This is a genomic window from Kluyvera sp. Awk 3 (genome assembly GCF_028069715.1).
In the GTDB taxonomy this organism is placed as follows: domain Bacteria; phylum Pseudomonadota; class Gammaproteobacteria; order Enterobacterales; family Enterobacteriaceae; genus Kluyvera; species Kluyvera georgiana_A.
This window is the reverse complement of the sequence record NZ_JANEWH010000108.1, coordinates 1-15,806: the sequence shown is the minus strand read 5'-3', so window position 1 is coordinate 15,806 and position 15,806 is coordinate 1. Positions and strand designations below refer to the sequence as shown.

General features: G+C 54.8%; 9 protein-coding genes. 3 read left to right on the top strand and 6 right to left on the bottom strand.

The annotated features are described in order from the left end of the window. Positions 1 to 130 precede the first annotated feature (130 nt). Positions 131 to 1,321, top strand: coding sequence for an MFS transporter (locus NNN71_RS18700; protein WP_271459092.1), 1,191 nt, complete (start codon positions 131 to 133; stop codon positions 1,319 to 1,321). 3 nt (positions 1,322 to 1,324) lie between these two features. Here NNN71_RS18700 and yfaE read toward each other — a convergent pair whose 3' ends face one another. The 4 genes from yfaE to ubiG all read right to left on the bottom strand — a co-directional run bounded on the left by yfaE (position 1,325) and on the right by ubiG (position 6,325). Next, entirely contained in the window at positions 1,325 to 1,579 is a 255-nt protein-coding gene (gene yfaE, locus NNN71_RS18695; RefSeq protein WP_106924348.1) for a class I ribonucleotide reductase maintenance protein YfaE, read from the bottom strand. 1 nt (position 1,580) lies between these two features. Continuing rightward, a complete protein-coding gene (nrdB, locus tag NNN71_RS18690; protein ID WP_163449036.1) occupies positions 1,581 to 2,711 on the bottom strand; it encodes a class Ia ribonucleoside-diphosphate reductase subunit beta in 1,131 nt (376 codons plus the stop codon). 148 nt (positions 2,712 to 2,859) lie between these two features. Next, positions 2,860 to 5,145 (bottom strand): class 1a ribonucleoside-diphosphate reductase subunit alpha, encoded by a 2,286-nt coding sequence (gene nrdA / locus NNN71_RS18685; RefSeq protein WP_064543997.1) that lies wholly within the window; start codon positions 5,143 to 5,145, stop codon positions 2,860 to 2,862. Between the two features lie 451 nt (positions 5,146 to 5,596). After that, positions 5,597 to 6,325: a bifunctional 2-polyprenyl-6-hydroxyphenol methylase/3-demethylubiquinol 3-O-methyltransferase UbiG gene (ubiG, locus tag NNN71_RS18680; protein ID WP_064543999.1), complete on the bottom strand. Its 729-nt coding sequence runs from the start codon at positions 6,323 to 6,325 to the stop codon at positions 5,597 to 5,599. A 161-nt stretch (positions 6,326 to 6,486) separates the two neighbouring features. Between ubiG and gyrA the strand changes: the two genes are divergently transcribed. Together gyrA and rcsC are read left to right on the top strand one after the other, a co-directional pair. Further along, on the top strand, positions 6,487 to 9,123 hold the full coding sequence (gene gyrA, locus NNN71_RS18675; RefSeq protein ID WP_163449035.1) for a DNA topoisomerase (ATP-hydrolyzing) subunit A: 2,637 nt from the start codon (positions 6,487 to 6,489) through the stop codon (positions 9,121 to 9,123). 125 nt (positions 9,124 to 9,248) lie between these two features. Next, positions 9,249 to 12,095 (top strand): two-component system sensor histidine kinase RcsC, encoded by a 2,847-nt coding sequence (gene rcsC, locus NNN71_RS18670; protein WP_223803020.1) that lies wholly within the window; start codon positions 9,249 to 9,251, stop codon positions 12,093 to 12,095. A 117-nt stretch (positions 12,096 to 12,212) separates the two neighbouring features. Here the strand turns inward: rcsC and rcsB are convergent, their stop codons facing one another. Beyond that, on the bottom strand, positions 12,213 to 12,863 hold the full coding sequence (gene rcsB, locus NNN71_RS18665) for a response regulator transcription factor RcsB (protein WP_064544005.1): 651 nt from the start codon (positions 12,861 to 12,863) through the stop codon (positions 12,213 to 12,215). Between the two features lie 15 nt (positions 12,864 to 12,878). Beyond that, positions 12,879 to 15,557: a phosphotransferase RcsD gene (gene rcsD / locus NNN71_RS18660; RefSeq protein WP_271459091.1), complete on the bottom strand. Its 2,679-nt coding sequence runs from the start codon at positions 15,555 to 15,557 to the stop codon at positions 12,879 to 12,881. Between the last annotated feature and the right edge of the window lie 249 nt (positions 15,558 to 15,806).

The window sequence follows — 15,806 nt, the reverse complement described above, 5'->3', positions numbered from 1 at the left end:
GCCTATTATTTTTCAACGGACTTAATCACAAAATTACGCACGCGATTATTTTTATTGGTGATGCATTATTGAATTTATATATTCAAGGTGAATGCATTGCTGCGCGCCGTAGGGACAAGGTTGCCAATCAATGAAAGAAAAATTATGGACTAAAGATTTTTGGGCCATCACGATTATTAGCTTTATTATTTTCTTCGTGTTTTATGTCCTCCTGACGTTACTCCCTATTTATATTGCCGATACCCTGCACGCCACCGCCGATAAGGCCGGCCTGTTGGTCACATGCTTCCTCGCCGCTGCGATTGTTGTGCGACCCTTTGCCGGGCAGTGGGTGGGGAAATATTCGAACAAAACGATTCTGATGCTTTCCTCTCTGGCGTTTTTGGTTGTCACCGCGCTGTATCCATTTTGCCATTCTATTGAAGCGCTGCTGTTTATTCGCGTGCTGCACGGAATAACCTTCGGGATTATTACGACGGTAAAAGGGACCATCTCCGCGCGGTTGATACCCGCCTCCCGACGTGGGGAGGGCATCAGCTTTTTCTCTTTAGCGATGGGGCTGGCGATGGTCGTGGGGCCGTGGATTGGCCTGAACATGGCGCGCCATAGCGCATTCAGCCAGGCGTTCTGGATGTGTACGGCGGTGGCGGCGATTGGTATTGTGTTGTCATTGATTGTCCGTGTACCGCCGGTGATTCGTTATGCGGACGGTTCGCAGCCGAAGCTCGGCTTCTCCGCCATGTTTGATAAAGCCGCGATGCCGTTTGCCATGGTCACCTTCTTTATGACCTTCTCCTACGCTGGCGTCTCGGCCTTCCTGGCGCTGTATGCCCGTGAGCTGGACCTGATGGCCGCCGCCAGCAACTTCCTGCTGTGTTACGCGGTGTTCCTGATGATCTGCCGCGCCTTTACCGGCAACGTTTGCGACCGAAAAGGGCCGAAGTATGTGGTCTATCCTTGCCTGTTGGCTTTCACCGTCGGCCTGGTGGTACTGGGCTATACCCACGGCAGCGTGTCGATGATTCTTGCTGGCGCGCTGATTGGCATCGGCTACGGCTCGGTAACGCCCATCTTCCAGACGCAGATTATCAGCTCGGTTGAACCGCATAAAATTGGCGTGGCGAACTCGCTGTTCTTTAACGCGATGGATGCCGGGCTGGCGATTGGCGCGTTCGTGATGGGGCTGATGGTGGAAGGGGTCGGCTACCGGGCGATTTACCTGGTCGGCGCGGTGCTGGTGGTGCTGGCGGGCGCGCTGTATATCGCGCAGATGAAACGCCGTGGCGCGATGCCGTTAGTTAGCGCACACGAAGTGCACTAACCGTTACATCTCAATTTCGATATCACCTTTTGCCCTGCAGCAGCAGGGCAAAATTTCGTCCGGCTGAATAAAGGCCAGCGGTTCGGTCAACCAGTCAACCTGACCGGAGACCAGCCGCGTGCGGCAGGAGCCGCAGTAGCCTTCGCGACACTGGTACTCCACCTCAACATTGTGAGACTCCAGCGCCGCCAGCAGGGACGGGTGTTCATCCTGGCACAGCAACCGTGTGCCAGTGATGCGCAGAAAAACGCGGCTCATATCAAAGCTGGAAGTTGCTGAGATCGTCAGTATCGACTTCCGAGTCAATCTGCCCAACCAGGTAAGAGCTGACTTCCACTTCCTGCGGCGCGACCTGCACGTTATCAGACACCAGCCAGGTGTTGATCCATGGAATCGGGTTGGAGCGTGTCTGGAACGGCAGATCCAGGCCGACTGCCTGCATGCGGATATTGGTGATGTACTCAACGTACTGGCACAGGATGTCTTTGTTCAGGCCAATCATTGAGCCGTCGCGGAACAGATAATCCGCCCACTCTTTTTCCTGCTGGGCGGCCTGCACGAACAGGTCGTAGCACTCTTGCTTGCACTCTTCGGCAATTTCCGCCATTTCCGGGTCATCCGCGCCGCTGCGCAGCAGGTTCAGCATGTGCTGAGTGCCGGTCAGGTGCAGCGCTTCGTCGCGGGCGATAAGACGAATGATTTTGGCGTTGCCTTCCATCAGCTCGCGCTCGGCGAAGGCGAAGGAGCAGGCAAAGCTGACGTAGAAGCGAATGGCTTCCAGCGCGTTGACGCTCATCAGGCAGATATACAGCTTTTTCTTCAGCTCGCGCAGGTTCACGGTCACGGTTTTACCGTTAACGGTGTGAGTGCCTTCGCCCAGCAGATGCCAGTAGCTGGTCATCTCGATCAGGTCGTCGTAATAGCTGGAGATGCCTTCGGCACGTTTCTGAATCTGTTCGTTGGTGACGATGTCATCAAACACAATCGCCGGATCGTTGACGATGTTGCGGATGATGTGGGTGTAGGAGCGAGAGTGGATCGTTTCGGAGAACGCCCACGTCTCCACCCAGGTTTCCAGCTCAGGAATTGAGATCAGCGGCAGCAGCGCTACGTTCGGGCTACGGCCCTGGATGGAGTCCAGCAGGGTCTGATACTTCAGGTTGCTGATGAAAATGTGCTTTTCGTGTTCCGGCAGCGCCTGATAGTCAATGCGGTCGCGGGACACGTCAACTTCTTCCGGACGCCAGAAGAAGGAGAGCTGTTTTTCAATCAGCTTTTCGAAGATGTCATATTTCTGCTGGTCGTAGCGTGCCACGTTGACCGGCTGGCCAAAGAACATCGGCTCTTTGAGCTGATCGTTTTTCGTCTGTGAAAAAGTGGTGTATGCCATTGATGTCAATCCTGTCTGGAGAGTAATGCCGGATGGCGTTTACTTACCTGCTTACAATATCATCGCAAATAAATCCGTACACCGAAAAGGGTTTTGGTTGGTACGGAAAGCAAGGCCGGGTCAGCGTAGCGCTGCCCGGCAATCGTTATTAGATCTTACAGGCGCCGCTTTCGCAGCCATCGTCCTGAATGGACGGCACCAGATCGTCCTGCGCATCTTCCGCACCGTCGCGGGTGTTTTGATAGTACAGAGTCTTCACGCCAAATTTATAGGCGGTCAGCAGGTCTTTAAGCAGCTGCTGCATCGGTACTTTGCCTGACGGGAAGCGCGTCGGGTCGTAGTTGGTGTTGGCGGAAATCGCCTGGTCGATAAACTTCTGCATAATGCCGACCAGCTGCAGATAGCCATCGTTGTTCGGCATTTCCCACAGCAGCTCGTAGGCGTTGCCCAGGTGTTCGTAGTCCGGCACAACCTGACGCAGAATACCGTCTTTCGATGCTTTGATGCTCACGTAGCCGCGCGGCGGCTCAATGCCGTTGGTGGCGTTGGAGATCTGCGAAGAGGTCTCGGACGGCATCAGCGCGGAGAGCGTGGAGTTACGCAGGCCGTGGGTCTTGATGGACTCACGCAGCGCTTCCCAGTCCAGGTGCAGCGGCTCGTTGGTAATCGCATCCAGGTCTTTCTTGTAGGTGTCGATCGGCAGGATACCCTGGGCATAGGTGGTTTCGTTGAACCACGGGCACGCGCCTTGCTCTTTCGCCAGCTCGTTAGAGGCCTTCAGCAGGTAGTACTGAATGGCTTCGAAAGTCTGGTGGGTCAGGTTGTTGGCGCTGCCGTCGGAGTAGCGCTTACCATTTTTGGCCAGCCAGTAGGCGAAGTTGATAACGCCGATACCCAGCGTACGACGACCCATCGCACCGCGCTGTGCGGCTTTAATCGGGTAGTCCTGGTAATCCAGCAGGGCATCGAGCGCACGCACGGCCAGCACGGCCAGCTCTTCCAGTTCAGCAAGGCTGCCGATGGCGCCCAGGTTGAACGCCGACAGCGTACACAGGGCGATTTCGCCGTTTTCGTCGTTAACGTCGTCCAGCGGTTTGGTCGGCAGGGCGATTTCCAGGCACAGGTTAGACTGGCGCACTGGCGCAACGGCCGGGTCAAACGGGCTATGGGTGTTGCAGTGGTCAACGTTCTGAATGTAGATACGGCCAGTAGAGGCACGTTCCTGCATCATCAGCGAGAACAGGTCGACCGCTTTCACGCGCTGTTTACGGATGCTGTCGTCGTTTTCGTATTTCACGTACAGACGCTCAAATTCGTCCTGGTCGGCGAAGAACGCATCGTACAGCCCCGGGACGTCGGACGGGCTGAACAGGGTGATGTCGCCGCCTTTCAGCAGACGGGTGTACATCAGCTTGTTGATCTGTACGCCGTAGTCCATGTGACGCACGCGGTTACCTTCAACGCCGCGGTTGTTTTTCAGCACCAGCAGGCTTTCCACTTCCAGATGCCACATTGGGTAGAAGAGGGTTGCCGCGCCGCCGCGCACGCCGCCCTGCGAACAGGATTTCACCGCGGTCTGGAAGTGCTTGTAGAACGGGATGCAGCCGGTGTGGAAGGCTTCACCGCCGCGAATCGGGCTACCCAGCGCACGAATGCGGCCAGCGTTGATACCGATGCCGGCACGCTGGGAAACGTATTTCACAATCGCGCTGGAGGTGGCGTTGATGGAGTCCAGGCTGTCGCCGCACTCGATCAGTACGCAGGAGCTGAACTGACGGGTTGGGGTACGCACGCCGGACATAATCGGCGTCGGCAGCGAAATTTTGAACGTGGAAACCGCATCGTAGAAGCGCTTCACGTAGCTCAAACGGGTTTCACGCGGGTAGTTAGAGAACAGGCATGCCGCCACCAGAATATAGAGGAACTGCGCGCTCTCGTAGATTTCGCCGGTGACGCGGTTCTGAACCAGGTATTTGCCTTCCAGCTGCTTAACGGCAGCGTAGGAGAAGGTCATGTCACGGTCGTGAACGATAAACGAGTCCATCTGCTTGAACTCTTCTTCCGTATAGTCTTCCAGCAGATGATTGTCGTATTTACCCAGGTCAACCATGTTTTTCACGTGGTCGAACAGCGCCGGCGGCTCGAACTGGCCGTAGGCTTTTTTACGCAGGTGGAACACCGCCAGACGCGCGGCCAGGTACTGGTAGTCCGGCGCTTCGCGAGAGATCAGGTCAGCAGCGGCCTTAATAATCGTTTCATGAATGTCAGACGTTTTAATTCCGTCGTAGAACTGGATGTGCGAACGCAGTTCGACCTGAGAGATCGACACGTTATGCAGCCCTTCCGCCGCCCAATCCAGCACGCGATGAATTTTGTCGAGGTTAATGCGCTCTGTGCGGCCGTCACGCTTCGTCACCAGCAGACTCTGATTCATGTGATTTTTACCTGTCCGTGAAAAGGAAAATATCCCCCGATTTATCCACAATTCCGGTAGTCGTAAAACCTGTGGATAAATACTACATGTAGGGGTTCGTTGATTAATTGAACGCTATATGGTGAGTATTCTAGTCTGGATTCTTTTGAGTACAAGGGTTGATTTTGGCGTTAAATTGAGGTTGATAAAGCGTAAAAAAGGCTAAGTCCACGGCGCATAAGGGCTGGCGGGGATGTCAATAATATGCAAAAAAAAATGAAAATTTGATCGAGTGCTGATTTCTTCGACGAAGGGGGAAATTGCGCAAATGATGCAGCGCAATTTAGTCGTAGTGACAATACTCATGATTGGTAGGCCTGATAAGCGAAGCGCCATCAGGCATTGCTGTCGGAATCATTGCCGGATGGCGACGCTGACGCGTCTTATCCGGCCTACAAAGCGTGTTGGCTGCTTATTCGGCTTTTGCCGTGGTGTGCAGCATATAGTTAACGTCAACGCCCGGCGCTAGCTTGAAGCTGTTGGTGATTGGGTTGTAGTGCAGACCAATCATATGGCGCTCTTTCAGCACGGTCTGGTCAACCCAGCTCAGCAGTTCGGCGGGCTTGATGAATTTCTTCACATCGTGCGTCCCCTTCGGCACCATGCGCAGAATGTATTCCGCGCCGACGACCGCCATCAGCCAGGACTTGCCGTTACGGTTAAGAGTAGAGAAGAACACCTGGCCGCCGGGTTTTACCAGCTGCGCGCAGGCTTTCACCACCGACTGCGGATCCGGCACGTGTTCGAGCATCTCCATGCAGGTCACCACATCATACTGACCGGCATGCTTTGCAGCGTGCTCTTCAACCGTCTCCTGGACGTATTCGACGGGAATGCCGGTTTCCAGTGAGTGCAGTTTCGCGACCTGCAGCGGCTCAAAGCCCATATCTAACCCGGTGACCGTCGCGCCCTCACGCGCCATGCTTTCGGCCAGAATGCCGCCGCCGCAGCCAACATCGAGCACCTTTTTACCGAACAGGCCGCCAGAACGTTCGGCGATATAGCCCAGACGCAGCGGGTTAATGCGGTGCAAAGGCTTAAATTCGCCTTCCAGATCCCACCAGCGTGACGCGACGGCCTCGAATTTGGCGATCTCTTCGTGGTCAACGTTATGCGCTACCGCAGCTTTTTCGGCATTCATGGGTGTTCCTGCTCCTTATTTCATTATTGTCTGCGAGTATATCAGCACCGACGCGCGAATAAAGCGTCTGGCAGGTGCTAATGGGTTTACCTGTCTTTACGCTAATGTGTTATAATTTGCGACCTTTGAATCCGGGAATACAGTAGAGGGATAGCGGTTAGATGAGCGACCTTGCGAGAGAAATTACACCGGTCAACATTGAGGAAGAGCTTAAGAACTCTTATCTGGATTATGCGATGTCGGTCATTGTTGGCCGTGCGCTGCCGGATGTCCGAGATGGCCTGAAGCCGGTACACCGTCGCGTACTTTACGCCATGAACGTATTGGGCAATGACTGGAACAAAGCCTACAAAAAATCAGCCCGTGTCGTTGGTGACGTGATCGGTAAATACCACCCGCACGGCGACTCCGCGGTATATGACACCATCGTTCGTATGGCCCAGCCGTTCTCGCTGCGCTACATGCTGGTGGATGGCCAGGGGAACTTCGGTTCAATCGACGGCGACTCCGCCGCGGCAATGCGTTATACGGAAATCCGTCTGGCGAAAATTGCTCACGAACTGATGGCCGATCTCGAAAAAGAGACGGTGGATTTCGTGGACAACTATGACGGCACGGAAAAAATTCCGGACGTCATGCCGACCAAAATTCCTAACCTGCTGGTTAACGGTTCGTCCGGTATCGCCGTAGGTATGGCGACCAACATTCCGCCGCACAACCTGACGGAAGTGATCAACGGCTGTCTGGCCTATGTCGATAATGAAGACATCACTATTGAAGGCCTGATGGAACACATCCCGGGTCCGGATTTCCCGACTGCCGCCATTATTAATGGCCGTCGCGGAATTGAAGAGGCCTATCGCACCGGTCGCGGCAAAGTGTACATTCGCGCGCGCGCGGAAGTGGAAGTTGACCCGAAAAACGGTCGTGAAACCATCATCGTGCACGAAATTCCGTATCAGGTGAACAAAGCGCGCCTGATCGAGAAAATCGCCGAACTGGTAAAAGATAAACGCGTTGAAGGCATCAGCGCGCTGCGTGACGAGTCTGATAAAGACGGTATGCGCATCGTGATTGAAGTGAAACGCGACGCGGTCGGGGAAGTGGTGCTGAACAACCTCTACTCCCAGACTCAGCTGCAGGTCTCCTTCGGTATCAACATGGTTGCGCTGCACCATGGTCAGCCGAAGATCATGAACCTGAAAGATATTATCGCCGCCTTCGTGCGTCACCGTCGTGAAGTGGTGACTCGCCGTACCATTTTCGAACTGCGTAAAGCACGCGACCGTGCGCACATCCTTGAAGCGCTGGCGGTTGCGCTGGCGAACATCGACCCGATCATTGAACTGATCCGTCGCGCGCCAACGCCGGCCGAAGCGAAAGCGGGCCTGGTGGCACAGGCGTGGGATCTGGGCAACGTTTCCGCGATGCTGGAACGTGCGGGCGACGACGCTGCGCGTCCGGAATGGCTGGAACCTGAGTTTGGCGTACGCGACGGTAAATACTACCTGACCGAGCAGCAGGCACAGGCGATTCTGGATCTGCGTCTGCAGAAACTGACCGGCCTTGAGCATGAAAAACTGCTCGACGAATACAAAGAGCTGCTGGAACAGATCGCTGAACTGCTGCACATTCTGGGCAGCGCCGAGCGTCTGATGGAAGTGATCCGCGAAGAGCTGGAGCTGGTTCGCGAACAGTTCGGTGACGAGCGTCGTACCGAAATCACCGCCAACAGCGCCGATATTAATATCGAAGATCTGATCAGCCAGGAAGATGTTGTCGTGACGCTGTCTCACCAGGGTTACGTCAAGTATCAGCCGCTTACCGATTACGAAGCTCAGCGTCGTGGCGGTAAAGGCAAGTCAGCAGCCCGTATTAAAGAAGAAGACTTTATCGACCGCCTGCTGGTGGCCAACACCCACGATACGATCCTCTGCTTCTCCAGCCGTGGACGTCTGTACTGGATGAAGGTCTATCAGCTGCCGGAAGCCAGCCGCGGCGCACGTGGCCGTCCGATCGTCAACCTGCTGCCGCTGGAAGCGAACGAACGTATCACCGCTATCCTGCCGGTTCGCGAGTACGAAGAGGGCGTGAACGTCTTTATGGCGACCGCCAGCGGTACCGTGAAGAAAACGGCGCTGACCGAGTTCAGCCGTCCGCGTTCTGCCGGTATTATCGCGGTGAACCTGAACGAAGGCGACGAGCTGATTGGCGTTGACCTGACTTCCGGAACCGATGAAGTCATGCTGTTCTCCGCCGCAGGTAAAGTGGTGCGCTTTAAAGAAGATGCCGTGCGTGCGATGGGTCGTACCGCGACCGGCGTACGTGGTATTAAGCTGGCGGAAAAAGACAGCGTTGTGTCGCTGATTATTCCGCGCGGCGAAGGCGCCATCCTGACCGTGACCCAGAACGGCTACGGTAAACGTACCGCTGCTGAAGAGTATCCGACCAAGTCGCGTGCGACGCAGGGCGTTATCTCTATCAAAGTGACCGAGCGTAACGGCTCCGTCGTGGGCGCGGTACAGGTTGACGACTGCGACCAGATCATGATGATTACCGATGCGGGCACCCTGGTGCGTACTCGCGTATCGGAAGTTAGCGTGGTAGGGCGTAACACCCAGGGCGTGATCCTCATCCGTACGGCGGAAGATGAAAATGTGGTGGGTCTGCAGCGCGTGGCCGAGCCGGTTGACGACGAAGAGCTGGACGCTATCGACGGTAGCGTGGCGGAAGGCGATGATGAAATCGCGCCGGAAACCGACAGCGATGACGACGTTGCGGACGACGCAGACGAGTAATCGTGATATGACGTTGCGAAAGGGCTGGTGAGAACCGGCCCTTTTTTCATTAACATTGCGGTAAAAGTCTTTTACCGCTACCTTAACCACATCCTGTTTGCCATTGACGGCGGAGTTTCGTCAACTTGAAATATCTTGTCTCCTTTCGCACAACGCTGAAAGTCTCACGCTACCTGTTCCGGGCTTTGGCGCTGCTGCTCTGGCTGCTTATCGCGCTGGTGTCGGTGTTCTATATTGTGAATGCTCTGCATCAGAAAGAGTCTGAAATCCGCCAGGAATTTAACCTCAATTCCGATCAGGCGCAGCGCTACTTCCAGCGAACCTCCGATGTGATAAAGGAGCTGAAGTACATTGCGGAAAACCGCTTAACCGCCGCCAACGGCGTGTTGCCCGCCATTTCCTCAAAAGACAGTTCTGACGTGCCGGATTTTGAGCCGCTATTCTCTGACTCCGACTGCGGCGCGCTCGATACCACCTGGCGTGGGCCGCTGGAGTCGCTTGCCTGGTTCCTGCGCTACTGGCGTGAAAATTTCTCGGCGGCTTATGACCTTAATCGTGTCTTTCTGATCGGCAGCGACAATCTCTGTATGGCCAACTTTGGCCTGCGCGAAATGCCGGTTGAGCGTACCGAAGCGCTGAAAGAGCTGCACCAGCGCATTATGGACTACCGCAACGCGCCGCAGGACGATCGCGGCGGCAATCTGTTCTGGGTCGGACAGGGGCCGCGCCATAGCGTTGGTTACTTCTATGCGTTGACGCCGGTTTATCTGGCTAACCGCCTGCAGGCACTGCTGGGCGTGGAGCAAACCATCCGCGCAGAAAACTTCTTTACTCCGGGCAGCATGCCCATGGGCGTGTCGATTCTTGATGATAATGGCAATACGCTGATCTCGCTGGCCGGGCCGGATACACGTCTGCGTATCAGCACGCGCGGGATGCAGGAACGGCTGTGGTTTGGCTACACCGCCGGATATCGTGAGCTGGTGCTGAAGAAAACGCTGGCACCTTCGTCATTGAGCATTGTCTATTCAGTACCGCTGGACGCTGTCCTGGAGCGTATTCGTATTCTGGTGCTTAATGCACTGCTGTTGAACCTGCTCACCGGTATCGCGCTGTTTACCATGGCGCGGATGTACGAGCGGCGAATTTTCTTACCCGCTGAATCTGACGCATTACGTCTGGAAGAGCACGAGCAGTTCAACCGTAAAATCGTCGCTTCGGCGCCGGTAGGGATCTGTATTCTGCGTACCCAGGACGGAACCAATATCCTGAGTAACGAGCTGGCGCACAATTATCTCAATATGCTGACCCACGAAGACCGCCAGAGGCTGACGCAGATAATCTGCGGCCAGCAGGTGAACTTCGTCGACGTGCTGACCAGCAACAATACCAACCTGCAAATCAGCTTCGTGCATTCGCGCTATCGCAACGAAAACGTGGCGATCTGCGTGCTGGTGGACGTCAGTTCGCGCGTCAAAATGGAAGAGTCGCTACAGGAGATGGCACAGGCGGCTGAACAGGCCAGCCAGTCGAAATCGATGTTCCTGGCCACCGTCAGCCATGAGCTGCGTACGCCGCTGTACGGGATTATCGGTAACCTGGACCTGTTGCAAACCAAAGAGCTGCCGAAGGGCGTTGACCGCCTGGTGACGGCGATGAATAACTCTTCCGGGCTGCTGCTGAAAATCATCAGCGATATTCTCGACTTCTCGAAAATTGAGTCCGAGCAGCTAAAAATTGAGCCGCGCGAATTCTCACCGAAGGAGGTGATGAACCACATCACCGCCAACTATCTGCCGCTGGTGGTCAGAAAACAGCTGGGAATGTACTGCTTTATCGAGCCGGATGTACCGACGAAGCTGATGGGCGACCCAATGCGCCTTCAGCAGGTGATTTCCAACCTGCTGAGCAACGCCATTAAGTTCACCGATATCGGCTGCATCGTGCTGCATCTCAAGCGGGAAGGGTACTATCTGAGCATCAGTATCCGCGATACCGGTGTTGGGATCCCGGCCAAAGAGGTGGTGCGGTTGTTTGACCCGTTCTTCCAGGTGGGGACAGGCGTGCAGCGTAATTTCCAGGGAACCGGGCTGGGGCTGGCAATTTGTGAAAAGCTGGTCAATATGATGGACGGCGATATTGCCGTCGATACCGAACCGGGCATGGGCAGCCAGTTTACGCTGCGTATTCCGCTGTACGGCGAGCAGGACGCCACGCCGCTGGAGATTGACGGTCTGGCGAAGATTCGCTGCTGGCTGGCGGTGCGTAACGCTTCGCTGGCTGATTTTATTCAGTCGCTGCTCGCTTTCCACGGCATGGACGTGCGGATTTATGACGGCGAAACGCCAGCGCCGGATGATGTGTTAATCACCGATGATGAGCTCTCACAGCCGTGGGCAGGCAGAGCGGCGGTGGTCTTCTGCCGTCGACATATCGGCATTCCGCAGGAGTTCGCGCCGGGACAATGGGTGCACAGCATCGTTTCACCACATGAATTGATGAGCCTGCTGGGGCGCATTTATCGGGTTAAGGTGGCGACAGGCGGCGTGGAAGAACTGCAATCGACGCCGGAAGCTCCGGAGGACAGCAACGACGATATGATGATCCTGGTGGTCGACGATCATCCGATTAACCGTCGTCTGTTGGCCGATCAGCTGGGATCGTTAGGTTATCAGTGCAAGACCGCCAACGATGGCGTTGACGCGCTGAACGTGCTGAGTAAGAACCATATCGATATTGTGCTGAGCGACGTGAACATGCCGAATATGGACGGTTATCGTCTGACGCAGCGCATTCGCCAACTGGGGCTGACGCTACCGGTTGTCGGCGTGACGGCAAACGCGCTGGCAGAAGAGAAGCAGCGTTGCCTGGAGTCGGGTATGGATAGCTGCCTGTCGAAGCCGGTAACGTTGGACGTGTTGAAACAAACGCTGACGGTGTATGCCGCAAGAGTGCGTAAAGCGCGAGAGTAAGGGATTTTGTTGGTAGGCCGGATAAGGCAACGCCGCTATCCGGCAATTTGTGCGAGGTTGCCCGATGGCGCTGCGCTTATCGGGCCTACGGAAAGCAGGCCCGACAGGCAACAAGGTTTAGTCTTTGTCTGACGGCGACAGCGTCACGGAGGAGAGGTAGTTCAGCAGCGCGATGTCGTTTTCCACGCCCAGCTTCATCATTGCCGATTTTTTCTGGCTACTGATGGTTTTAATGCTGCGGTTCAGCTTCTTGGCAATTTCGGTCACCAGGAAACCTTCGGCGAACAGACGCAGAACTTCACTCTCTTTCGGCGACAGGCGTTTGTCGCCGTAGCCGCCAGCGCTGATTTTCTCCAGCAGACGAGAAACGCTTTCCGGGGTAAATTTCTTCCCTTTCTGCAGGGCTGCCAGCGCTTTTGGCAGATCCGTCGGGGCGCCTTGCTTCAGCACAATCCCTTCGATATCCAGATCCAGCACGGCGCTCAGAATGGCCGGGTTGTTGTTCATGGTCAGTACGATAATCGCCAGTCCAGGGAAATGGCGCTTGATGTACTTAATCAGCGTAATGCCATCGCCGTACTTGTCTCCAGGCATGGAGAGGTCGGTGATCAGCACGTGGGCATCAAGTTTTGGTAAGTTGTTAATTAGCGCGGTGGAGTCTTCAAATTCGCCTACAACGTTTACCCATTCAATCTGTTCCAGGGATTTACGAATCCCGAACAGCACAATCGGATGGTCATCGGCAATAATTACGTTCATATTGTTCATGTAAAGGCTACCTTGCTACAGCAAGCTCTTGACGTAGGCGTCAATGTCGCTGATGTATTTTTCTATGCTGGATGCATCTTTCTCACGAATAAGATGTTCAAGCGTTTCACATAACTGCTTGCCAGGTACCAGATTTAGCATGGCAAACACACCCTTAAGGCGGTGAGCTGTCTGTGCCAGTGCGGCAAAGTCCTTTGCTGCGGATTCAGTATACAGCCTGCTAACATCTTCCGGAACCGTATCAACAAACAGCGCATAATAGCCGCTGGCCTGAAGCTCGGCGTTTTCATCACCACCCAATGGTGATTCCGAGACTTCTTCCTGCGCCAGCTGCTCTTCAATCAGCTGGAGCACGGCATCCTGCATAGCGTTACTCATGTTAAAGTTGACGCGCAGTTGACCAGGGCCAATTTGGCGTACTCCAGCCTCATCATCGCTTAAAAGCAATCCGGAAGCAGTAAGATTAGACGGATTATCAGTTAAAAACAGATCAAATTCTTGACTTGTTGCGCGCTCATCCGGGCTGATGCAGGTTGCCCCCCAGCTTTCCAGCTGACGCGTGACAATATTGCGGATTTCGTTAGAGGTGATATCCACCATGGCGACCACGTCATCAAGCAGCAGTTCTTCCACCTCTGCGTCTTCTTCGCGCACCGGCATTTTCACGTGTAGCGTATAGCGGGTCCCCAGCGATTCTCGCGCCTTAATATTCAGATGACCGCCAAGCTTACGCGCCAGCTGATCGCACAGCCAGAAGGTGAGGGCATTGGCCTTACCGTAGCGATCCGACTGGGTGTCGTTAAGATACGGGAAGTGCAGATTGTCGATTTCGCCATGCGATACGCCGCTACCGGTGTCGAGAATGCGGAAGGTTAAGCGCTCTTCCGCCGACTCCTCAGCGCTGATCTCAAGGGTAATTTTGCCTATCTGGGTAGTGGTGACTGCATACTGAATCAACAGCAGCAGGATCCGGCGTAGCGCGTCGCGGTCGCCGTGGCGCTGCTCTTTGGCCGGGACCTGGTTGTTGATTAACAGCTGCAGCCCTTTACGTTTGATCGATGGCAATACCTCCGGCACCACTTCATCGATCAGCTCTTGAAGCGAGAATTGCGTGGAGGAGCCTTTCCAGCTGTCATTTTCCAGCATATTCGCCAGCTGAATTTCGTCCACCAGCCGTACCAGCAGATCGGCGTGGTTTGCCAGTCGCTGGCTGTCCGGGGTATCGATGTGGCTGGCTTCGTTTGCTAATGCCTTGATCGGTTGTTTCAGCGTGTCGCTGATGTTCTGCATAAACGCGGCGCGGCCCTGCTGGTTTTTCTCGTACAGTCTTTGCGCCTGTTTGAGTTTCTTGTTCACCAGCACTTCACGGTCCTGATCGCGGATGATGAAAATCTGTGTACGCGGCGATACCTGACTGCGGAACTGGCGAATCTCATACAGTTCGTTATTGATGGTGGCCTGAATCACCCCCTGATGCTGATCCGCCATGCTGGTGATGTTCTGCAGGTTGAGGTGCGGCAGCAGATGGTCGGCAATTTTATTGCTGATGACCGTGCGGTTCGATTCCTGGTCGTGTACCAGCAACCCCAGCGGTAATAAAGAGACAATTTCTTCATTAATTGCTCGGAGCACGCGCAGCTCATTATTGGTGCCGCTTGAAGACACGCTGCTGCTGGTGCTGCCACACGTAGGCAGATTACGGAAGGTGGAGTAGCCAAACAGCGCCAGCGCCAGCAGGCCAATGTTCAGCAGCAGCGGTAGCATGATGTTCTGGAAGGTATCCAGCAACAGGGTGCCAAACGGCACCTGCCACACCAGGCGCATACCGGTGGTGTTCAGCGCCGAGGTAATCTCAATGCGTGAGCTATTAAAGTTGATGGCAACGCTGTCGCCCGGATCTTTCTCCTGGCTGCGCTGGGCATTCTGCGCCGGATCGGGCTCCAGACGGAAGCTGTCCAGCGACATGGTCGGCGGAACCAGGTCGTTGATCGGCAAATCGAACGCCACGACGGTCGCCAGGTGCCCCGGCTGATTAAAGGTGGTACGCAGCGTAAAGTAGCGTCCGTTCTGCCAGGCCAGGCGGCGTAATGATGAGAAGGTTTCACGTTCATCCAGCGTGTTGGCTTGCTGGAGCATCTCGGCGCGACGCGAGTCAACAATGCTGCCCACCGTCGATTCTTTAAAGCCAGAAGAGAGATCTTTGAGCGGTAGCGTAGAGATAAGGATCAGGCTGTTGTCCTGACCGTTAAGGTAGTACATCGACCACGGCACATTTTCTGCGCCCCATAGGGTATCGAGATAAGTCGACATTCGCTGGGTAATGTCGAGCGTCGCGCTGTCGTGAGAACCGAAAATCAGCGCTTCGGTTTTACGCCGTGGTTTTTCCAGATAATAGACGTCCTGCTTCAGCCGAGTTTCCTGAAGGCCGTCGCCGGGAGCGGCGTTGGTACTGGAAGCGGCAATGTTGTCGTAGATTTGCCAGGTGGTGTAGCGCCAGGTATCAATGCGCTTATGTACGGCATGTGTCATATCGACAATCTGGTAGCTCTTGTCTTTCAGCCATGCGTTAACTGCGCTCTGAATCATCACGCCCATCGTCACCAGCAGGACAATGATCATAAGAAGGAAGAAACGCGTGATGCTCCCTGGAAGCAGGGAGAATTTCGTCGGGCTCATCTTGTCGGACTGACTCATTGGCGTGTGTAACCCATCATAACGGCATCTGAATGAGGATATGCTCAAGCTTATAACGCGTTGAGGCATGCAAACCCTGTTTTTGTACTGCAGGCAGTATATACAAAAAATTCACCAGGATGTATCAACGAGGCAAAATCGTCGTGGGTAAGGATGCGGTGATCAGCTGGAACGAAAAGGTGTTTTATTATTTGATCGCGGGAAAATTCAGCCTTGGGGATAATCTGTACAATTCAGACTGTATTGTAC